Consider the following 20,167-nt stretch of genomic DNA (forward strand, 5'->3'; position numbering starts at 1 on the left):
CGTTCCTGCCCGGCCGATTTGTCCGGCCTGATTGCGATGCAGCATACAACAAGAATCGCGCCGAGGGAATTGACCCCACCAATGCGTGATCTGCCCGCGAATTGGGCAATCAACCTGAGGGTCGCCTGTTTTTTGATCGCTGCCGGGTTCTGCGCTGCGGCATGGCGCCCTGCGCTTGTGCAATGCCGCGCCAGATGTCGATCAAGGCAGGGTAAGCGGCCCTCGCTCACGGGGCTGCGGCGGACGAAACAGGTGACAGACACATGAGAAAATTCTCCCTTCCCCTAATCGCAGCATTGCTTGCGCTGGCTGGCCCGGCGCTGGCGCAAGATGCCGCCGGGGCCGAAGCGGCAGCCGCCGCCATCAGCCCCGACGTGGTCTATATCTTCAACACGCTGCTGTTCCTGATCGGCGGCTTTCTGGTCATGTGGATGGCAGCGGGCTTTGCCATGCTGGAGGCCGGGCTGGTCCGGTCCAAGAACGTGACCACGCAGCTGTTCAAGAACATCTCGCTGTTTTCGATTGCCGGCCTGATGTACTGGCTGGTCGGCTATAACCTGATGTATCCGGTCGATGGCTGGACCATTCCCGGCGTCGTCGGCCAGTTGTTCTCGCCCAAAGCCATCGACCCTGCAGGCGCGGGAAATGCAGCCGACGGCTATTCCGCGGGTTCGGATTTCTTCTTTCAGCTGATGTTCTGCGCCACCACCGCCTCGATCGTGTCGGGTACGCTTGCCGAGCGGATCAAGCTGTGGCCGTTCATGATCTTCACCGTCATCCTGACCGGATTTATCTATCCCATCGAAGCCAGCTGGGAATGGGGCGCAGGCTGGCTGGATGCGCGCGGGTTCTCCGATTTCGCAGGCTCGACGCTGGTGCATGCGACGGGCGGTTTTGCCGCGCTGGCCGGTGCCATCGTTCTGGGTGCACGTCACGGCAAGTACCGGGCCGATGGGCGGATGCAGCCGATGCCGGGTTCGAACCTTGCACTGGCGACCCTGGGCACGTTCATCCTGTGGTTGGGCTGGTTCGGGTTTAACGGCGCATCGCAACTGGCATTGGGCAGCGTGAATGACGCAGCCGATGTGGGCCGCATCTTCGTCAACACCAATATGGCGGCATCCGCCGGTGCAATCGCCGCGATCATCACGACGCAGCTGATGTACGGCAAGATCGACCTGACCATGGTGCTGAACGGCGCCTTGGCCGGTCTGGTTGCGATCACCGCCGAACCGCTGATGCCCTCGATCCTGGGCGCGGTTCTGATCGGCGGCGTTGGTGGTGCCATCGCCGTGCTGGTCGTGCCGATGCTGGACCGCTGGAAGATCGACGATGTGGTCGGCGCCATTCCGGTGCATCTGGTCGCGGGTGTCTGGGGCACGATGATCGTGCCGGCCTCGAACCCCGATGCCAGCTACAGCGTGCAGGCCCTGGGCGTGATCGCCATTGGTGGTTTCGTCTTTATCGTCAGCTACGCCTTGTGGCTGGTTCTGAAGGCGACGATGGGCATTCGCGTCAGTCAGGAGGCAGAGATCACCGGGCTGGATATCAGCGAAATGGGGATGGAGGCCTATCCGGACTTCGTCATCGCCAAATAACGCGCAACACAGGCAGAAACCAACGCGGCGGGGCGTCCGATGGGGCGCCCCGTCCTTTTAATGAGTTTGGGGATGGCTCAGGCGACGCGGGCGACGACGAAATCGGCCAATTCGTCCAGCAAATCGCGGATCGGATTGGCTGGCAGCGTGGCAAGTGCGGCCTTGGCCCGGCCGACCCAGTCCAGCGCATCGGCGCGGGCGGCCTGCATCGCGCCATGACGGGCCATGATGGCCAGCGCCTGTTCCAGATCGCCGTCGCGCTGATCACCCGCTTCGATGGTGCGGGTCCAGAAGGCGCGTTCGGTCGCATCGCCTGCCGCTATCGCCTTGATCACCGGCAGGGTCAGCTTGCGTTCGCGGAAATCATCTCCGGTATTCTTGCCGATGGTCGCGGTGACGCCGCCGTAATCCAGCAGATCGTCGACAATCTGAAAGGCGATGCCAAGCGCGTCGCCATAATCGAACAGCGCGCGGACCTGATCCTCGGGCGCGCCGGCGATGACGCCGCCAACCTCGGTCGCGGCGGAAAACAGCGCCGCCGTCTTGCCGCGGACCACCTGCAGATAGATGTCTTCATCCGTGCGCAGATCCTGCGCTGCGGTTAGTTGCAGCACCTCGCCCTCGGCGATGGTGGCGCTGGCATTGGCCAGAATGTCCAGCACCCTCAGGCTGCCGGTTTCGGTCATCAACTGAAAGCTGCGGGCGAACAGATAATCGCCGACCAGAACGCTGGATTTGTTGTCCCAAAGCAGGTTGGCGGTGGGCCGGCCGCGTCTCTGGCGGCTTTCATCGACCACATCATCATGCAGCAGCGTTGCCGTGTGAATGAACTCGACCGTCGCCGCCAGCTTGACGTGATCGTCGCCCTGATAGCCCAGCATCCGCGCCGCAGACAGCGTCAGCATTGGCCGCAGCCGTTTGCCGCCCGCCTCGACCAGATGTGCCGTTACCTCTGGGATGCGGGGCGCGTGGCGGCTGGCCATGCGCTGCCGGATCAGGGTGCTGACCTGTTCCAACTCGGGCGCGATTTGCACCGCCAGGCGGTCCAGTGGGGTGGATGCGCTATTGGTCATGTTCATCGACAGTCCCTTTTTCGTGACATGCAATTGCCACGCCATCGACATCTGCGCAACCGCTGCATATCGTCGCGCCACCATGAAAGAACTGTTCCGCACCACCGATCCGCTGCGCATGACACGCGCCATCGACCTGTTGGATGATCAGGGCGTGCGCGCCTTTGCCTTTGATCAGCACATGAGTGTGCTCGAGGGATCCATCGGGATTTTGCCGCAGCGGCTGATGGTCGCTGACCGTGATCATTTCATTGCCACTGCCATTCTGCGCGATGCCGGGCTGGATGAGTGATCTGACGCAGGACGGTTTTCTGGATGGCCGGCTTCTGATTGCGCAGCCCGTGCGTGGCTATCGCTCGGGCGCCGATGCGGTGATGCTGGCGGCGGCCTGTTCGGCAGAGCGCGGGCAATCGGTGCTGGAACTGGGATGCGGCGCGGGTGTTGCGAGCCTGTGTCTGGGCTGGCGGGTGCCGGATCTGCGTCTGACCGGACTGGAGCGGCAGGCGAATTATGCCGATCTTGCGCGGCAGAACGCACAAGCCAACGGCATCGCGATGCGGGTGATCACGGGCGATCTGGCGGCGATGCCGGCCGAGTTGCGGGCGGAAAGCTATGACCATGTCATCGCCAATCCGCCCTATTTCCTGAACGGCACCTGTGCATCCGATGACGGGCGGACCGAGGCGCGGCACGAACAGACCGCGCTGAGCCTGTGGGTCGATGCGGCGTTGCGGCGGTTGCGTCCTGACGGGCGGGTGACGCTGATCCATCGCGCCGACCGGCTGGATGCAATCCTGGCCGGTTTGGGCGCGCGGGCGGGTGCAATCGTGGTGCTGCCGATCGCCGCGCGTCCCGGTCGCGAGGCCGGGCGGGTCATTGTCACCGCACGCAAGGGCGCGCGGACGCCGTTGCGGCTGCTGGCGCCGCTGATCACGCATCAGGCGCCGTCACATCTGCGCGATGGCGAGGACCTGTCGCAGCAATCCGCCGACATTCTGCGCGCTGGCCGGCGAATCAACCTTGGGTAGTGCGAAAGTTTGATGACAGAATCGGAAATCTGTGCTGCACTAAACCTGTTTCGCGAGACAAATAGGGAGAACGAAATGTCGGTTGCTTCTCACGTCGAGGAATTGCGCAAAAAACACAACGTATTGTCCGAGGCGGTTGAAAAAGCTCAGAGAAGTCCCGGAACGGACGATCTGGATATCGCCACAATGAAGCGCGAGAAGCTTCGCCTGAAAGAAGAAATCACCCGTCTGTCCTGACGATCTGTAACACGTTTCAAATGCAGAACGGCCCGCGATCACCGCGGGCCGTTTTCTTGAGTATCAGGCATTTTAGCGATCTGTGCCGACGAGTGCCTAGCTAAAGAACTGTGCGCCGTTGGCCGAGATCGTCGAGCCGGTGACAAAGCCTGCATCATCCGCGGCCAGGAATACGACGGCCCGCGCGATCTCTTCGGGTTCGCCAAGGCGGCCGACCGGGATTTGCGGGATGATCCGTTCGTTCAGGACCTTTTCGTCGATCGCGCGAACCATTTCGGTGCCAATATAACCCGGCGCAATGGCGTTGACGGTGATGCCTGCGCGCGCGCCCTCTTGTGCCAGCGCGCGGGTAAAGCCGATATCGCCCGCCTTGGCGGCGGAATAGTTGGCCTGACCGGCTTGGCCCTTTTGACCATTGACAGAACTGATATTGACCACGCGGCCGAATTTACGATCGCGCATCCCGCCCCAAACCGAATGGGTCATGTTGAACAATCCGGTCAGATTGGTGTCGATGACCTCTTTCCACTGCTGGGGCGTCATCTTGTGGAACATCGCATCGCGGGTGATGCCGGCATTGTTGACCAGCACGGCGACGGGCCCCAGTTCCTCTTCGACCTGTTTCACGCCAGCGGCGCAGCCGTCATAATCCGCCACCGACCACTTATAGGTCTTGATGCCGGTCTCTTCGGTAAAGGCGGTGGCCGCCTCGTCATTGCCGGCGTAGTTCGCGGCAACGGTATAGCCCGCATCTTTCAGCGCCTTGGAAATTGCGGCGCCAATTCCGCGCGAGCCTCCGGTAACCAGTGCAACTTTCGACATGTCTCCCCCTCGCTTGTCGATTGCGTCGAAATCTTGTTATCCAAGCGGCGCCCTGTGCGCAAGATCATTGCGCACAGGATTTTCCGGCCGGTCGGTCAGTCGCGTTCCAGGCACAAGGCGACGCCCATGCCTCCGCCGATGCACAGCGTCGCCAGGCCTTTCTTGGCGTCGCGGCGGCCCATCTCGAACAAAAGCGTGTTCAGGATGCGCGCGCCCGAGGCACCGATCGGATGGCCGATGGCAATCGCACCGCCGTTGACGTTCACGATTTCGGGGTTCCAGCCCATTTCCTTGTTCACCGCCAGCGCCTGCGCGGCGAAGGCTTCGTTTGCCTCGATCAGATCAAGATCGTCGGCGGTCCAGCCGGCTTTTTCCAGCGCCTTGCGGCTGGCATAGATCGGGCCAACGCCCATGATCGCCGGGTCCAGCCCCGCCGTGGCGTAAGAGGCGATCCGCGCCAGCGGCTTCAGCCCGCGCTTGTTTGCCTCTTCCTCGGACATCACCATCACGGCGGCGGCGCCGTCGTTCAGGCCCGATGCATTGGCGGCCGTCACCGTGCCATCGCGGGTAAAGGCAGGGCGCAGCTTTTGCATCGCCTCCATCGTCGCGCCGTGGCGGATATATTCATCCTTGTCGACGACAGTGTCGCCTTTACGGGTCTTGACGGTATAGGCGACGATCTCGTCGTCGAACTTGCCGGCCTTTTGCGCAGCCTCGGCCTTGTTCTGGCTTGAGACGGCGAATTCGTCCTGCGCCTCGCGGCTGATTTGCCATTTTTCGGCGACGTTCTCGGCCGTCTGGCCCATGTGGTAATTGTTGAAGGCATCCCACAGGCCGTCACGGATCATCGTGTCGATGGACTGCATGTCGCCCATCTTCTGGCCGGCGCGCAGATAGCTGGCATGCGGCGACAGCGACATGCTTTCCTGACCGCCTGCGATGACGATATCCGCATCGCCCATACCGATCTGCTGTGCGGCCAGCGCGATGGCCCGCAGTCCCGAGCCGCAGACCTGGTTCAGACCCCAGGCGGCGGCTTCCTTGGGCAATCCGGCGTTGATATGCGCCTGACGCGCCGGGTTCTGGCCCTGAGCGGCGGTCAAGACCTGGCCCAGGATCGTCTCGCTGACCTCTGCCGGGTCAACGCCCGCGCGCTCGACCACCGCCTTCAGAACGGCCGTGCCCAGATCATGTGCCGGAACATTGGCAAAGGACCCCATGAAGCTGCCCACGGGGGTGCGGGCAGCGGAAACGATGACAGCTTTCGACATGTGAGGTTCCTTGTTCTATCCATTCGTGCCAGCCCCCGGCTGGCATTCGTGCATAGGATGCGGGTTCGCGACGTGGCGTCAAGAGCAGCAGGGTTCCTGATTTCAGCGGACAGGTCGAATATCGTGCGGCGGTTGGCCAATAATGGCCGGGTGCCGCCCACGAAGCCGCGACAAATGATCCCGGTTCGGCGGCTTGCGGCGGCGTCTTTGGGCGCTGCGGGCGTCCGGCGCCTACGCCCCCGTCATCACGCCCGGTTGGCGAGGGTCATTCAGCAGGCCATTCTGTTAACGTTACTGCTGCGCCTTTGCCGGAGGGCTTTTCCACGGCGGCGCGATGGTCGGCGCGCCGAAATAATAGCCCTGAAGGCAGTCGATGCCGATGTCGATCAGGAAGGCTGCGTCGTCAGCGGTCTCGACCTGCTCTGCCACGGTGAACATGTCGAAATGCGTGGCGATTGATTGCAGCGCACGCGTAAGGACCTGATTGTCGGGATGGCTGGATATTTCGCGGACGAACTGGCCGTCGATCTTGATCATGTCAAAGCAGAAATCGCGCAGATAGCGGAACGAGGTGTAACCCGCACCAAAATCGTCCAATGCCAGGCTGACGCCCATGTTCTGCACTTCGCGCATGAAATGGCTGACGTCGTCTGGCAACTCCATCGCCGAACTTTCGGTGATCTCCAATATCAGGCGTTCGGCAACGTCGGGCGCGTCGGACAGGCCCGCGCGGAGAATATGGATCCAGTTCGGATAGCCGATCGAGCGCGCCGACATATTGATCGACAGGCGCAGGGACGGATCTTCGGTCAGTGCCGTCAGGCCCAGTTGCAACGACAAACAGTCGATCTGCCGCCCCAGTTCGGTGGTTTCGGCAATCGGCATGAAGTCCTCGAGCGGTACGATCCGCCCCGAATCATCGACGATTCGGATCAGCCCTTCGTAAAAGGCAGGTTTGCCCGTTCGTTTCGATTGCACCACCGGCTGATAGGCCAGAAGGGCGTTGCCCTTGGCCACGGCTGCCTGCACAGCCGGAATGGTGATCCGGCTTTGTCGATTGATGGCGAAATCCAGCGGCGAACCGGATTTCGACGAATTGCCCCCGCTCACGTCTTGGCCTCCTGTGTCTGCGTCGTTGCACTATTCGCATATTGTTCTAATTTCCGGTGAATCACTCATGCTTTGTCGAAAACAGGTTAATCCGTGATGAACGAGCGCTGCCCCTGGTGCGGGACCGATCCGACCTATGTTGCCTATCACGACACCGAATGGGGCGTGCCCGAACGCGATCCGCGTGCGCTGTGGGAAAAGCTGGTGCTGGACGGATTTCAGGCCGGCCTGAGCTGGATCACGATCCTGCGCAAACGCGACAATTTCCGCGAAGAATTTGAGGGTTTCGACCCCGAGCGCGTGGCCGCCTGGGATGACGCGCGCATCGAAAAGGCGCTGCAAAACCCCGGTATCATCCGTCACCGCGGCAAGATCACATCGACCGTCAAAGGCGCGCAGCGGTTCCTTGAGATCGAGCAGTCAGAAGGGTTCACGCCCTATATCTGGTCCTTCACCGGCGGTGAGGTGATCCAGAATGCGCCCGGCTCGATGGGTGACGTGCCGGTATCAACAGCCGAATCGACGGCCATGTCTAAATCGCTGAAAAAGCGGGGCTTCAATTTCTGCGGGCCGGTGATCGCCTATGCCTTCATGCAGGCCTGCGGGCTGGTGAACGATCACATGACCACCTGCCCGCGCCATGCAGAGGTCAAGGGGCTGTAAGTTCGCGCACGACCTGCTTGGCCGCATCTGACGCCCAGTCGGCATCGCCCAGAAGCCGCGCGACCTCTTTTCCCTCGGGTGAAATCAGCACGGTGACCGGCAGGCCCATCACGCCCATATCGCGCGACAGTTTCTGCTTGGCATCGGTCAGCACCGGCAGGTTTTCGATGCCGGTTTCGTCGTAGAACTTGTCGATCGCCTCGCGTGAATTGCGACCCGTCGCAACGGTCAGGACCTGAAAGTCATCGCCGCCCAGTTCGGCCTGCAATTCATCCAGCGCCGGCATTTCCTCGCGGCAGGGGGCGCACCATGTGGCCCAGAAATTCACCAGCAAGGCGGTGCCTTCGTAATCGGCCAGCGTCACCTCGTTGTCGTCCGCATCCAGGAAAACCGTATCGGGCAGATCGGTCGCCTCGGTCTCTATCAGCTTGGGCAGCCCGTTCGCCTGAGCGGCCTCAAAGTCGATCTGACCGGCGAAACCCGCATTTGCACCGAAAACCAGCGCCGTATAAAGCAGAAGCGAACGCAGCATATGACCTCCACAGGATCGCAAATGACCGACCAGACCAAGACCGCCAACAGCATGTGGGGCGGGCGCTTTGCCGCCGGTCCAGACGCGATCATGGAACAGATCAACGCCTCGATCGGCTATGACAAGCGGCTCTATGCCCAGGACATCCGGGGCAGCCGGGCCCACGCTGCCATGTTGGCCGCGCAAGGCATCATCAGCGATAACGATGCGACAGCGATCCGGGAAGGCCTTCTCACGGTCTTGTCAGAGATCGAGGGCGGAAATTTCCCGTTTTCACCGGCACTTGAAGACATTCACATGAATGTCGAGGCGCGGCTGAAAGAGATCATCGGCGAACCGGCGGGCCGCCTGCACACCGGCCGGTCGCGCAACGATCAGGTGGCCACCGATTTCCGGCTGTGGGTGCGCGATCAATGCGATGCGGCGATCGGCGGGCTGCGTGCGCTGATCGGGGCTGCTTTGACGCAGGCAGAGGCAGGCGCTGATTGGGTGATGCCGGGCTTTACCCACCTGCAAACCGCGCAGCCGGTGACCTGGGGGCATCACATGATGGCCTATGTCGAGATGTTTGGCCGCGATCTGTCGCGCTTTCAGGATGCGCGGCGGCGGATGAACGAATCGCCCCTGGGTGCTGCTGCGCTGGCTGGCACCGGTTATCCGCTGGACCGCGAGGCGACGGCGAAGGCGCTGGATTTCGACCGGCCCATGGCCAATTCGCTGGATGCCGTCAGCGACCGTGATTTTGCGCTGGAGTTCCTGTCGGCCTCGTCAATCTGCGCCGTTCACCTGTCGCGGCTGGCCGAGGAACTGGTGATCTGGTCGTCGGCGCAGTTTCGGTTCGTGTCGATGTCGGACAAATGGTCAACCGGGTCGTCGATTATGCCGCAAAAGCGCAACCCGGACGCCGCCGAATTGATCCGCGCCAAGATCGGTCGGATTCTGGGCGCGAATGTGGCGCTGTTCACGGTAATGAAGGGGCTGCCGCTGGCCTATTCCAAGGACATGCAGGAAGACAAGGAGCAGGTCTTTGACGCCGCCGATCACCTGATGCTGGCCCTGGCCGCGATGACCGGGATGCTGTCGGATCTGACCGCCAACCGTGCCAATCTGCAGGCTGCGGCCTCGTCCGGCTTCTCGACCGCGACCGATCTGGCCGATTGGCTGGTGCGCGAGGCAGGTCTGCCGTTCCGCGACGCCCATCACGCCACCGGTGCGCTGGTCGCAATGGCGGAAAAGAAGGGCTGCGATCTGGACGAATTGTCGCTGGCCGAGATGCAATCGGTCAATTCGGCGATCAACCAGTCGGTCTATTCGGTGCTGGGTGTTCACAATTCGGTCGCGTCGCGGCAAAGCTATGGCGGAACTGCACCGGATCAGGTGCGTGCGCAGATTGCGCGTTGGAATGACGTATTGGGGAAAGAGGCGCTGGCATGAAGGTAATCGCGATTATTGCAGCGCTGTTGGTCACGGCTTGCGGCGTTGATGGCCCGCCCGAACGGCCCTCGCCCCGGCTTGAGCAGCAGGTAGGGGTCAGTGTCACCGGCGACGCGCGTTTCGGTGTGCAGGCCTCGCTGTAGATGGATCATTTCAACTATCAGCAGGGTCATCTGCATGCCGAAGAGGTGGCTCTGTCGCGGATCGCGGCGGCGGCAGGCACGCCGGTCTATATCTATTCGGCCGCCACGTTGCGCCGGCATTTCGGGCTGTTCCAGCAGGCGCTGGACTGGACCGATCATATGATCTGCTATGCGGTGAAGGCCAATTCCAATCTGGCGATCCTGCGGTTGATGGCGGATATGGGCGCGGGCATGGATGTCGTCTCGGGCGGGGAATATGCGCGTGCCAAGGCGGCAGGCGTGCCGGGCGAGCGGATCGTGTTTTCCGGCGTCGGAAAGACAGTGGCCGAGATGCGGCAGGCGCTGGAAGGCGGTATCCGGCAATTCAATGTCGAATCCGAGCCCGAGTTGCGGGCCTTGTCACAACTGGCCGACAGCATGGGGGCCGAGGCGCCGATTGCGATCAGGGTGAACCCCGATGTCGACGCCAAGACGCATGAAAAGATCGCAACCGGCAAGTCCGAGAATAAATTCGGCATTCCGATCGCGCGGGCGCGCGAGGTTTACGCCGAGGCGGCAAAGCTGCCCGGGATCCGTGTGACCGGCATCGACATGCATATCGGCAGCCAGTTGACCGATCTGGACCCATATGCCCAAGCCTATGCCAAGATGGCCGATCTGACCCGCGCGCTGCGCGCCGATGGCCATGAAATCACCCGTTTGGATATGGGCGGAGGATTGGGCATTCCCTATCGCCGCGACAATAGCGCGCCGCCCTTGCCCATCGAATACGGGCAGGTGATCCGTGATGCCGTGGGTGATCTGGGCTGTGAAATCGAAATCGAACCGGGCCGCAACATCGTCGGCAATGCCGGTGTGCTGCTGGCCTCGGTCATTTATGTGAAACAGGGCGAGGGGCGGGATTTCCTGATCCTCGATGCCGCGATGAACGACCTGCTGCGGCCTGCGATGTATGGCGCGCATCACGACATCGTGCCGGTGAACGAGCCTGCCGTGGGGGTCGATGTCCTGCCCTATGACGTGGTCGGGCCGGTCTGCGAGACAGGCGATACCTTTCAGAAGGGGACCCAACTGCCGGCGATGCTGGCCGGTGATCTGGTCGCGTTCCGATCGGCGGGGGCCTACGGCGCGGTGATGGCGTCCGAGTACAACACACGGCCTCTGGTGCCCGAAGTTCTGGTCGACGGCGATCAATTTGCCGTCATTCGGGCAAGGCCAAGCATTGAGGAAATCCTGTCGCGCGATACCATACCGGAATGGTTCTAACGCGGTTCAGCCGGGGCGAGGCAGAACCGGGGGCTTCGCGCCCCCGGACCCCCGCGGGATATTTTCATGAAGAAGAACGGGCGATCCGCCTGACCCATGCCGGTATGGTGTGGGAGCAGGTGGCCCGCGCCTTTTGGCCGCTGGCGGCGCTGCTGGCGGTGATCTTTGCGTGTTTCTGGCTGGGGCTGGTGGCGGCGCTGCCGAATATGGTGCTGCCCTGGGCCGTCGGCGCATCTTTGTTGGTGGTGATCGCGGCGGCGGTCTGGGGCGGTTTGCGGTTTTCGCGTGTCGGTTCGGGCGCCGCACTGACGCGCGTTGACGAGAAACTGCCGGGGCGTCCGTTGTCGGCGCTGCGTGATCACGCGGCGCTGGGAGATGAGGGCGCGCTGTGGCAGGCGCATCAGGCACAGATGCGTTCGCGGGCTGCGGCGGCGCGGGCGGTGGCGCCCGATGCCGGGCTGACCCGGCGCGATCCCTTTGCGCTGCGTCTGGCGGCGATGGTGGCGCTGGCCATGGCCTTGATCTTTGGCGGCGCGGGAAATCTGGGTGATGGGCTGTCGGCGGTGGCCGCGACCTTGCGTCCTCAGATCGAGCGCGGTGATGCCGTGGCGACCGGCCCGAGCTGGGAAGGCTGGGCCGAGCCGCCGGCCTATACGCGACGCCCGACGATTTATCTGAATGCTCTGCCCGAGGGCGAGGTGCTTGAACTGCCCAAGGGCAGCGCCGTCAGTTTTCGCCTTTATGGCGAAGATGCAACGGTCACGCAGACGGTTGGGACGGATCCAGGCGAGGACCCGCAGGCGCCCGCCTTTACCGCGATGCAATCAGGCGCGGTCGAGGTGATGGGGCGGCACTTTGACATCATCGTTCTGCCGGATGCCGCGCCGCTCATTCGCCCTGGCGATGCGCCGACGCGGCGTGCCGATGGCCGCTTGGTGCAGGATTTCTTTGCCGAGGACGATCATGGTGTGGTGTCGGCAGAGGCCGGGATTGCGCTGGATCTGCAGGCGGTCGACCGCCGTTTCGGTCTGGCCGTGGCGCCCGAGCCGCGAGAGGCCGTGGCGCTGGAACTGCCGCTGCCCGGTGGCGCACGGCAAGAGGTTCAGGGGCAGCTTGTGCAGGATCTGGCGCGGCACCCCTGGGCCAATCTGCCGGTCACGGTGACCTTGAGTGCGCTGGACGGGATCGATCAGCAGGGGCAATCGGCCCCGATGCAGACCGTTCTGCCGGGGCGGCGTTTCTTTGACCCGCTGGCTGCCGCGTTGATCGAAATGCGGCGCGATCTGCTGTGGTCGCGCGAGAATGCCGGCCGCAGCGCCGAGATCCTGCGCGCGGTGACCTGGCAGCCCGACGGGTTCGTCGATGAAATCCTGTATCTGCAATTGCGCGCCAGCGTCGGCGTGCTGGAAACGACGACCCTGTCGCCCGAGGATCGCGACAAGCTGGCCGAGGCGCTTTGGCTGGCTGCGATCGAGTTGGAAGATGGCGGGCTGGCCGACGCATTGGAGCGGATGAAGCAGGCGCAGGAAAAACTGTCCGAAGCGATCCGCAACGGCGCCAGCCCTGATGAGATCCAACGCCTGATGGATGAGCTGAAATCCGCGACCGATGAATATATGCGCATGCTGGCCGAGCAGGGCCAACCCGACCCGGCAGATCGCTTTACCGACAATCAACAGCAGGGCCAGGTCATCACCGGCGATCAGATCCAGCAGATGATGGATGAGATCCAGCGCCTGATGAACGAGGGCCGGATGGCCGAGGCCCAGCAATTGCTGGAACAGTTCAACCGCATGATGGAAAACATGCAGGTCACCCAGTCACAGGGTCAGGGGCAAGGTCAGGGTCAGTCGGGCGAGCAGGGTAACCAGTCGATGAACCGGCTGGCCGATACGCTGCGCGAGCAGCAAGGCCTGTCGGACGAGGCGTTCCGCGAGATGCAGGAACAATTCAGTCAGGGCGGCCAGCAGGGCAACGAAGAACTGGCGCAGCGTCAGCAGGAATTGCGCGAACAATTGGGTCAGCAGCAGGGCCTGATGCCCGGTCAGGGATCTGAACGCGGCGACGCGGCCCGTCGCAATCTGGATGAGGCCGGGCGCGCCATGGAACAGGCTGAACAGGCTCTGCGCGATGGCGATATGCCCGGCGCGATGGATCGTCAGGCCGATGCGATCCAGTCGATGCGCGAGGGGATGCGTGCGCTGGGCGATATGCTGGGCGAGGGCGAGCGTCGCGCAGAGGGCCAGCAGCAGGGACAAGAGGGTCAGCAGGGCGATCAGCCGGGCGGGGCAATGCGCGATGGTCAGCAACAAGGGCTGCCCTATGACCGCCGCGCTGACCGCGACCCGCTGGGCCGGCAATTGTCAGGCAATGGCAACACCATCACCGATGGCGACCCGCTGGCCGAGGGCGTCGATCCGGCCGCGCGCGCGCGCGACCTGCAGGATGAGATCCGGCGGCGCAGCGGCGAGCGGACCCGGCCCGAGGACGAGCGCGATTATCTGGGGCGCTTGCTGGACCGGTTCTGAGGTCAGTCAGTCTCGGTTTGCGGTGCAAAAAGGCGCTGATGCAGCCAGTTTCGGCCATCATCAACCGCGATGCGCCACTCCATCAGTTTGGCGCCGGGCGCGCCTTGATCGGCAAGGCGTGGCGCGGCCAGATAGACCAGCAGCAATGCCGCCGCGATGGCGATCGACCAGCGCAGGCCACGCCGATAAGCCGAAGAACCGTGATCATCGATGGGCCGGGCGATCGACGAAAGATCGGCGGCCTCCTTCTGTGGCTCGGGGGGCGGATCGGCGCGGTGCGGTGTGGTGCGCGTGACGGTTTCTTCCATCGTCTGATGGGCGGGCGCGGCCTGAGCCGGGCGGCTTGGTTTGGCGTTTATGTGGCGTGACGGCGCCGGACCGGTTTGTGGCCTGTCCGTAGCCAGCGGCAGCGTCATGCTGGCACCGACAGAGGCCCCGTCGGTGACGGTGGTGGCGGGCCAGTCCTCGGCGGGCTCGCCGGGCGGCTGTTTCGGCGGTGCGGCAGGTGGCGCCACCTCGCCGCCACGTTGCCGGCGGGACAGTTCGGCCTCTTCCTGCAGCACCGACAGGACCGAGGCTGGTAGCGGGCGGTTCAGCTGCGGTTGCGGCTGCGAAGCTGCCGGCGTTTTTGGTGCCGATTCCGGTGTTGCTTGCGGCGCTTTGGTGGCCGGCGCAGGTGCATTTCCCGGCTGCAACCACACGTGACCACAGGACGAGCACTCGACATTCCGCCCTGCCGCCGGGATCGCGCCCTCGGCCAGCCGGTATTCGGTGCCACATTCCGGGCATTTCAGCCGTAATTCGCCCATCCCAACCCCTCGCATTCGGCGCTACGCTGTTCTATCAAGCCACAGCCCGGCTTCCAAGCCGCCGGGCGCAGAAGGGGGTGCCTTGTGATCGAGATGCAGGATACCGGCTTTGGCTATCAGGGAGGCGCGCCGCTGTTATCGGGCATGACGCTAAGCCTGCAGCCGGGGTCGTTCCATTTCCTGACCGGGCCGTCGGGCGCCGGTAAGACCACCTTCATGCGGCTTTGCTATGCCGATCTCTTGCCGACAGAGGGGCAAATGTCCGCCCTGGGCAAGGATATGCGCGGCCTGAGCCGTGACGGTATCGCGGCGCTGCGGCGCAAGGTCGGGGTGGTCCATCAGGACCCGCAATTTCTGGACCATCTGCCGGTGGCCGAGAACGTCGCCCTGCCGATGACCATTTCCGGCGAGCCGGTGAACATGGCGGCGATGCGCGACCTGTTGGGTTGGGTCGGGCTGGCGCAGCAGGCGCGTGCGATGCCGGCTTCGCTGTCGGGTGGCGAACGTCAGCGCGTTGCGCTGGCGCGTGCGGTGATTCTGTCGCCCGATCTTGTGCTGGCGGATGAGCCGACGGGAAATCTGGACTGGGATATGTCGATGCGGCTGATGCAATTGCTGATCGAGCTGAACAAATCGGGCAAGACCGTGCTGGTCGCGACCCATGACCTGAACCTGATCCGGGCCACCAAGGCGCAGGTTGCGGCGCGTGTCTTGCGGATTGCCAATGGCGGGCTGCATTTGGCGGGGGCGGATCTGTGAAACTGCCGAAACTGAACAGCCGCTCTGTACGCGGCGTCGATTTGCGCAGCCTTTTGACCAGTCTGGCCAAGGCTGGCGAGGGCGCGTCTGGCGACCGGATCGTGCCGCCTACAGGCTTTACCGCGCATCTGACGCTGTTTGCCGCGGGCGCGATGGCCTTTCTGGCGGTTTTCGCCTTGGCCCTGTCCTTGGCCACCGGACGGCTGGCCGATCGCTGGTCCGATTCGCTGGCCCAGACCGTGACCGTCCGCGTTTCGGCGCCGTCGGCCGAAATCGACGCACAGGCCGATGCCGTGATGCAGATCCTGCGCGCCACGCCCGGTGTGGGCGATCCGCATCTGTTGGAGGCTGATGAGGTTGCGGATCTGCTGACCCCCTGGTTCGGCCCGGATGTGCCGGTCGACGCCTTGCCGGTGCCGCGATTGATCGAGCTGCCCATCGCCGATGCACGTGATTTCGACGCTGACGGCTTGCGCCTGCGCCTTGAAGGCGAGGTGCCGGGTGCCGTTCTGGACGATCATACCGAGTGGCGCCGCCCGCTGGTGTCTGCTGCCAGCCGGTTGCAGGCCATGGGGGTGTTTTCCCTGCTGCTGATCGCGGCGGCCTCGGCGGCGATGATCACGCTGGCGGCCAAGGCGGCGCTGGCGGCCAATGGGCAGGTGATCCGGGTCCTGCGGCTGATCGGCGCGCGCGACATCACCATCGCCACGGCCTTTGTTCGGCGCTTTACCCGGCGGGCGGCGATTGGCGCATCGGTGGGCACGTTGCTGGGGCTGTTGGCCATCATTGCGCTGCCGAACATGGATGACAGCGGCCAGTTTTTGACCGGCCTTGGCTTTCAGGGGTGGCACTGGCTCTGGGCGCTGCTGATCCCGCTGGTTGCCGCAGGGGTCGGTTTCCTGGCGACGCGTTGGGCGGCGCTGAGCATGTTGGGGCAGATCAGATGAGCCGGGCGGACAGCCCCGTACCCGGCAAGCTGACCCTCTGGCAATATGTCCAGAATGTGCTGTTTTATGTGCATATCGCACTGGCCACGCTGGTTTATGGCGCCTGGGGGATTTTCGTGGTGCTGCGTCGGGGCAGGGATGGCGCCAAGCATGTGGCGACAGTCTGGCTGCGCTATCTGATCTGGGCGGCGCGGTTTCATCTGGGCATCGTGACCGAGGTTCGCGGCACCCCGCCCACGGGCGATTGTATCGTCGCCTCCAAGCATCAGTGTTTCTGGGATATCCTGTCGCTGGCTTATGCTTTGCCCGACCGCGCATTTATCATGAAACGCGAGGTCATGCGCGTGCCGATCATGGGCTGGTACGCCTACAAGGTTGGCTGCATTCCCATCGACCGTTCGCGCGGCAAGGACGCGATGAAGGCGATTTCGGCGCAGATCAAGGAACGCATGCAGCGCAATGCGCTTGGCCAGTTGATCATTTATCCCGAGGGCACGCGTACCCGGCCCGGGCAGAAAAAACCCTACAAACATGGTGTCGCAACGATCCGCGCAGCCACTGGTTTGCCGGTGATTCCGGTGGCCGTGAATACCGGCCTCTTCTGGCCCCGCAAGGGCTGGGGCATCCGCCCTGGTCGTGCGGTGATCGAATTCCTGCCTGCCGTGCCCGCCGATCTGCCGAGCAACCGACTGATCCCTCATCTACAAGAGGTGATCGAGACCAATTCTGACAGGCTGATGGCCGAAGCGGGGTTCACGGGATGAAATGGCTGGGCGAAGACGATCTGGCGGCGATCTACGGCACACCGCAACCGGCTGCGATGCGGAAAGTGGCGGATCGGCTGACTGCGGATTACGCCGGTTTCCTCAGGGCGTCGCGCTTTTGCGTGCTGACCACGGTTGGCCCCGAGGGCACCGATGGCAGCCCGCGCGGCGACGACGGCCCTGTGGTGCAGATCATCGACGATGCGCACCTTGCGATGCCCGATTGGCAGGGCAACGAACGGATCGATTCCCTTCGCAATATAGCCCGCGACCCGCGCGTCAGCCTGATGTTTCTGGTCCGGGGATCGAACACGGTGATCCGCGTGAACGGCTCGGCCCGGCTGACCGACGACACCGATTTGCGACAGGGTTTCGCGCGGCAGGGCAAACTGCCCCGCACCGTAATCGTGGTGCAGATCAGCGAGGTCTATTTTCAATGCGCCCGCGCCGTGTTGCGTGCAGGTCTGTGGTCGGGGGCAGATGATAGTCAGGGCCTGGCCAAGCCCGGGCAGATCTTGTCGGGCATGACCGACGGCGAGGTCGGCGGCGCAGATTACGACGCCACCTGGCCCGCGCGCGCCGCCAAGAGCATGTGGTAGCCTGCCGGGCGGGCTCGTGGCGCGTGTGAGCGTTCGGCCATGCGCGGACCGGCTTGAGGCCGCGCGCGCTGCGTGGACAGCCGGCTCTTTCCCCAATGTGCCGCAGACATGATGATCGACAGCGCAACAAGGCGGATCGCATGCCTGCGATTCATGGGACCGGATGCGACAAATCGGGAAAACTTGGTAGCGGAGGAGACTGCCGCAGTAGCGTTGCGAGAAGTCGCACCCCTTCATATTAATCATCTAAATATCAGTTCGTTGTGGCGATGTTCTACGGAATCAACCCGCAATCTGTTGCATCTTGTCGCACGAAATGTGATGACTTATGGGCGGGTAGGTATGAGGATACAAAAATGCCGCGAGTTGCGAAGGAATTGTCTGCGCTGGAAGTGAAGCGCCTAAAGCATCCTGGCGGTGTAGCGCGGCCTGTATCGTTCGCCGTCGGCGGCGTGGCCGGTCTGTTGTTGCAGCTCACGACGAACGGCGGGCGAACTTGGGTGCTGCGGACGCGTATCGGAGCCAAGCGCCGCGAGATTGGCTTGGGCGGCGCATCCATCACCCTCGCCGGAGCGCGTGAGCGGGCGCGCAACACCCTTGATCAGATCAGGCAGGGAATTGATCCCGTCGAGGATCGAAAAGCCAAGCAAGCTGCGCTGGCGACGGCCCAACGACGCAGCCTGACATTTGCCGATGCGCTGGATCGATATTGCGCCGCGCGGATGGAAGAATTCGGCAGCGAGCGTCACCGTCAGATATGGCGATCGAGTGTCGAGATGTACGCAATCCCGGCAATCGGCGAAATACTGGTGTCGGACATTGAGCGCCAAGACATTCTTCGGGTTCTGTCGCCGATCTGGACCACAAAGACTGAGACGGCGCGGCGTTTGCGCGGCCGGGTGGAAAACATCCTTTCATGGGCGACCGTTAACGGCCACAGGACCGGCGATAATCCTGCGACATGGAAGGGCAACTTGAAGGAAGACCTGCCCAAGCCGGAGAAAGTGGCAAAGCGCGGAAATCATCCCGCCGTGTCTCTGGATGATGCGGCGGCGTGGATGGCTGACGTGCGTTCGCGGTCGGGCATCGGGACACGCGCGCTGGAATTTGCTGTGCTGTGTGCAAGCCGCTCGGCAGAAGTTCGTGGCGCGGTTTGGTTCGAAATCGATCTCGACAAGGGTCTCTGGGTCATCCCCGCCGACCGCATGAAGATGGATCGGGAACATCGGGTGCCGTTGACCGCTCAAGCGGTTGCATTGCTGAAGGCGCTGCCTCGGCTGGAGGGCAACCCGCTCGTCTTCCCTGCCGCCCGTGGCGGGATGCTGTCTGATGCGGCGATCAGCGCAACGATGAAACGCATCCACGAAGCAAAGGCGAAAGAGGACGGCATCGGGTATGTCGACGCCCGCTCGAAGCGCCCTGCTGTCCCACATGGCACCGCCCGCAGCATGTTCAGGGATTGGGGAGCCGAGTGCACTGACTATCCACGCGAGCTGCTGGAAATCGCCCTAGCGCACCAGGTCGGCGACGAGACCGAACGAGCGTACAGGCGTGGAGACATGATCGAAAAGAGGCGTGCCATGATGACGGCATGGGCAGATTTTCTGACCGGAAAAGACCGGCCCTGCGTAAAGGTGGTTAGGATTTCTGGATGACCCACAAAGCTCATTGGCTGAGCATCTATGATGAGGCTGTCGATGCAGCTCTTGCCGCCAGAGAGGCCGAGTGGAGGGCGAAGCAATCGGCCGACTTGGATAGATGCAAACGAGAGTGCAGACGTGCAATAGGCGAGTTCGACACTTTCTGGCGTCATTTTGCCGATGAAAGCGATCTTCGCTCAATTCGCGATAAGGTGCTGAACGATCTGCCGAAGGTGACTTTGGAAAATGGCACCGAATGCCGAGAGGAAACTTTGCGCCCGCCCGGGTCTAAAGATCCGGACGCACCGGCGTTTCAGGAAAAATGGGAGGATGCCGATGAGTTTCGACAGTACTTGGCGACGACCCTGCCGGAAATCGAATGCCGCGTGGACGGCGACCCTCCAGAGGCATCGGTCGATTGGGCCGAAACCGATCGTCAAGTGAGGGTCCTTCTTGAGCCCCTGACGGACGCCTCGGAGGTTACAACGGGCACCGCAAGTATGTCTCGGCGCTCCTATGCAGCCGAGGCGCTTCGGTTGCTGGCTGAGGTTCGCAACTTGTCCCAGATGATGGCAACCGCGCCGGCTGAAGACGCGACATCAGAAGAGGAACAGAGGTGGCTGCTGGAGTGTTTCGCCGAAATAGCCGCTAGGGCATTTAACGCTGGGGTATTGGGGCGAGCTGCGGCAGGAAAGGCAATCGAGAAGGACGCTAAACGCGGTGCGGCGACCCTGCGTGCTTCGAATATGGGTGGAGACATGACGCGGGGCACAACGACCCCGGAGACCGACGCGAAGCTGGAGTTCATGTACGAGAAACTTAGCCAAAGGCTGAACCCAAGTGCAGCCGCGCGATCCGCTTTTAAAGCTGGTTTCGGTACCAGTTTCGAAGCAAATCGCCGACTTTTGTACCGCCACCACCGAAAATAGTTGTGACATGGCCCG

At 63.0% G+C, this 20,167-nt stretch carries 21 protein-coding genes; 15 read left to right on the plus strand and 6 right to left on the minus strand.

The genetic code is table 11. The features are described from left to right. The first annotated feature begins 263 nt into the window (after positions 1 to 263). The gene (locus CUV01_RS09370; protein WP_101460239.1) at positions 264 to 1,598 is read left to right on the plus strand and encodes an ammonium transporter; all 1,335 of its coding nucleotides are present in this window, start codon (positions 264 to 266) and stop codon (positions 1,596 to 1,598) included. 77 nt (positions 1,599 to 1,675) lie between these two features. On the opposite strand, the gene CUV01_RS09375 is transcribed toward CUV01_RS09370, so the two are convergent. After that, positions 1,676 to 2,677: a polyprenyl synthetase family protein gene (locus tag CUV01_RS09375; protein ID WP_101461990.1), complete on the minus strand. Its 1,002-nt coding sequence runs from the start codon at positions 2,675 to 2,677 to the stop codon at positions 1,676 to 1,678. Between CUV01_RS09375 and CUV01_RS09380 the strand changes: the two genes are divergently transcribed. The 3 genes from CUV01_RS09380 (at position 2,670) to CUV01_RS09390 (ending at position 3,936) form a co-directional block, all read left to right on the plus strand. Then, complete coding sequence (locus tag CUV01_RS09380; RefSeq protein WP_338418313.1) at positions 2,670 to 2,963, plus strand: putative signal transducing protein; 294 nt, start codon at positions 2,670 to 2,672, stop codon at positions 2,961 to 2,963. The two genes, CUV01_RS09375 and CUV01_RS09380, sit on opposite strands and share 8 nt — an antisense overlap. Continuing rightward, entirely contained in the window at positions 2,956 to 3,699 is a 744-nt protein-coding gene (locus CUV01_RS09385) for a tRNA1(Val) (adenine(37)-N6)-methyltransferase (protein ID WP_101460241.1), read from the plus strand. Before CUV01_RS09380 ends, CUV01_RS09385 begins: the two co-directional genes overlap by 8 nt. Before the next feature lie 75 nt (positions 3,700 to 3,774). Next, the gene (locus CUV01_RS09390) at positions 3,775 to 3,936 is read left to right on the plus strand and encodes a YdcH family protein (protein ID WP_101461991.1); all 162 of its coding nucleotides are present in this window, start codon (positions 3,775 to 3,777) and stop codon (positions 3,934 to 3,936) included. Between the two features lie 96 nt (positions 3,937 to 4,032). Here the strand turns inward: CUV01_RS09390 and phbB are convergent, their stop codons facing one another. From phbB to CUV01_RS09405, 3 genes are all read right to left on the minus strand, one after another. Continuing rightward, positions 4,033 to 4,758 carry an acetoacetyl-CoA reductase gene (gene phbB / locus CUV01_RS09395; protein WP_101460242.1) on the minus strand — a complete coding sequence of 242 codons (726 nt, stop codon included), beginning with the start codon at positions 4,756 to 4,758 and terminating at the stop codon, positions 4,033 to 4,035. Between the two features lie 95 nt (positions 4,759 to 4,853). Beyond that, positions 4,854 to 6,029 (minus strand): acetyl-CoA C-acetyltransferase, encoded by a 1,176-nt coding sequence (locus tag CUV01_RS09400; protein ID WP_101460243.1) that lies wholly within the window; start codon positions 6,027 to 6,029, stop codon positions 4,854 to 4,856. Positions 6,030 to 6,320: 291 nt separating this feature from the next. After that, positions 6,321 to 7,139: an EAL domain-containing protein gene (locus CUV01_RS09405; RefSeq protein WP_101460244.1), complete on the minus strand. Its 819-nt coding sequence runs from the start codon at positions 7,137 to 7,139 to the stop codon at positions 6,321 to 6,323. A gap of 96 nt (positions 7,140 to 7,235) precedes the next feature. Between CUV01_RS09405 and CUV01_RS09410 the strand changes: the two genes are divergently transcribed. Then, on the plus strand, positions 7,236 to 7,802 hold the full coding sequence (locus CUV01_RS09410; protein WP_101460245.1) for a DNA-3-methyladenine glycosylase I: 567 nt from the start codon (positions 7,236 to 7,238) through the stop codon (positions 7,800 to 7,802). On the opposite strand, the gene CUV01_RS09415 is transcribed toward CUV01_RS09410, so the two are convergent. Beyond that, on the minus strand, positions 7,789 to 8,334 hold the full coding sequence (locus CUV01_RS09415) for a TlpA disulfide reductase family protein (RefSeq protein ID WP_101460246.1): 546 nt from the start codon (positions 8,332 to 8,334) through the stop codon (positions 7,789 to 7,791). The two genes, CUV01_RS09410 and CUV01_RS09415, sit on opposite strands and share 14 nt — an antisense overlap. A gap of 21 nt (positions 8,335 to 8,355) precedes the next feature. On the opposite strand from CUV01_RS09415, the gene argH reads away from it, so the two are divergent. Genes argH through CUV01_RS09430 form a run of 4 tightly spaced genes read left to right on the plus strand, consistent with a single transcriptional unit; the run spans position 8,356 to position 13,705 of the window. Further along, positions 8,356 to 9,768: an argininosuccinate lyase gene (gene argH, locus CUV01_RS09420; RefSeq protein ID WP_101460247.1), complete on the plus strand. Its 1,413-nt coding sequence runs from the start codon at positions 8,356 to 8,358 to the stop codon at positions 9,766 to 9,768. Further along, positions 9,765 to 9,911, plus strand: a complete 147-nt coding sequence (locus CUV01_RS19905; RefSeq protein WP_198731797.1) for a hypothetical protein — start codon at positions 9,765 to 9,767, stop codon at positions 9,909 to 9,911. The genes argH and CUV01_RS19905 overlap by 4 nt, the downstream gene beginning before the upstream one ends. Continuing rightward, positions 9,912 to 11,177 carry a diaminopimelate decarboxylase gene (gene lysA / locus CUV01_RS09425; protein ID WP_101460248.1) on the plus strand — a complete coding sequence of 422 codons (1,266 nt, stop codon included), beginning with the start codon at positions 9,912 to 9,914 and terminating at the stop codon, positions 11,175 to 11,177. It begins immediately after the preceding gene. Continuing rightward, a complete protein-coding gene (locus tag CUV01_RS09430; RefSeq protein ID WP_232962177.1) occupies positions 11,168 to 13,705 on the plus strand; it encodes a DUF4175 domain-containing protein in 2,538 nt (845 codons plus the stop codon). The genes lysA and CUV01_RS09430 overlap by 10 nt, the downstream gene beginning before the upstream one ends. A gap of 2 nt (positions 13,706 to 13,707) precedes the next feature. Here the strand turns inward: CUV01_RS09430 and CUV01_RS09435 are convergent, their stop codons facing one another. Further along, positions 13,708 to 14,514 (minus strand): zinc-ribbon domain-containing protein, encoded by an 807-nt coding sequence (locus tag CUV01_RS09435; protein ID WP_157994824.1) that lies wholly within the window; start codon positions 14,512 to 14,514, stop codon positions 13,708 to 13,710. An 84-nt stretch (positions 14,515 to 14,598) separates the two neighbouring features. On the opposite strand from CUV01_RS09435, the gene CUV01_RS09440 reads away from it, so the two are divergent. The 6 genes from CUV01_RS09440 (at position 14,599) to CUV01_RS09465 (ending at position 20,152) form a co-directional block, all read left to right on the plus strand. Further along, the gene (locus tag CUV01_RS09440) at positions 14,599 to 15,273 is read left to right on the plus strand and encodes a cell division ATP-binding protein FtsE (protein ID WP_101460250.1); all 675 of its coding nucleotides are present in this window, start codon (positions 14,599 to 14,601) and stop codon (positions 15,271 to 15,273) included. Between the two features lie 41 nt (positions 15,274 to 15,314). After that, a complete protein-coding gene (locus tag CUV01_RS09445; RefSeq protein WP_101461993.1) occupies positions 15,315 to 16,220 on the plus strand; it encodes a cell division protein FtsX in 906 nt (301 codons plus the stop codon). Then, positions 16,217 to 16,984 (plus strand): lysophospholipid acyltransferase family protein, encoded by a 768-nt coding sequence (locus tag CUV01_RS09450; RefSeq protein WP_101460251.1) that lies wholly within the window; start codon positions 16,217 to 16,219, stop codon positions 16,982 to 16,984. Before CUV01_RS09445 ends, CUV01_RS09450 begins: the two co-directional genes overlap by 4 nt. Then, positions 16,981 to 17,583, plus strand: a complete 603-nt coding sequence (locus tag CUV01_RS09455) for a pyridoxamine 5'-phosphate oxidase family protein (protein WP_101460252.1) — start codon at positions 16,981 to 16,983, stop codon at positions 17,581 to 17,583. Before CUV01_RS09450 ends, CUV01_RS09455 begins: the two co-directional genes overlap by 4 nt. A gap of 356 nt (positions 17,584 to 17,939) precedes the next feature. Continuing rightward, on the plus strand, positions 17,940 to 19,238 hold the full coding sequence (locus CUV01_RS09460) for a tyrosine-type recombinase/integrase (RefSeq protein WP_101460253.1): 1,299 nt from the start codon (positions 17,940 to 17,942) through the stop codon (positions 19,236 to 19,238). Next, positions 19,235 to 20,152, plus strand: a complete 918-nt coding sequence (locus CUV01_RS09465; RefSeq protein WP_101460254.1) for a hypothetical protein — start codon at positions 19,235 to 19,237, stop codon at positions 20,150 to 20,152. The genes CUV01_RS09460 and CUV01_RS09465 overlap by 4 nt, the downstream gene beginning before the upstream one ends. The last annotated feature ends 15 nt before the right edge of the window (positions 20,153 to 20,167 follow it).

This window comes from Paracoccus tegillarcae (assembly GCF_002847305.1).
Classification (GTDB): Bacteria; Pseudomonadota; Alphaproteobacteria; order Rhodobacterales; family Rhodobacteraceae; genus Paracoccus; species Paracoccus tegillarcae.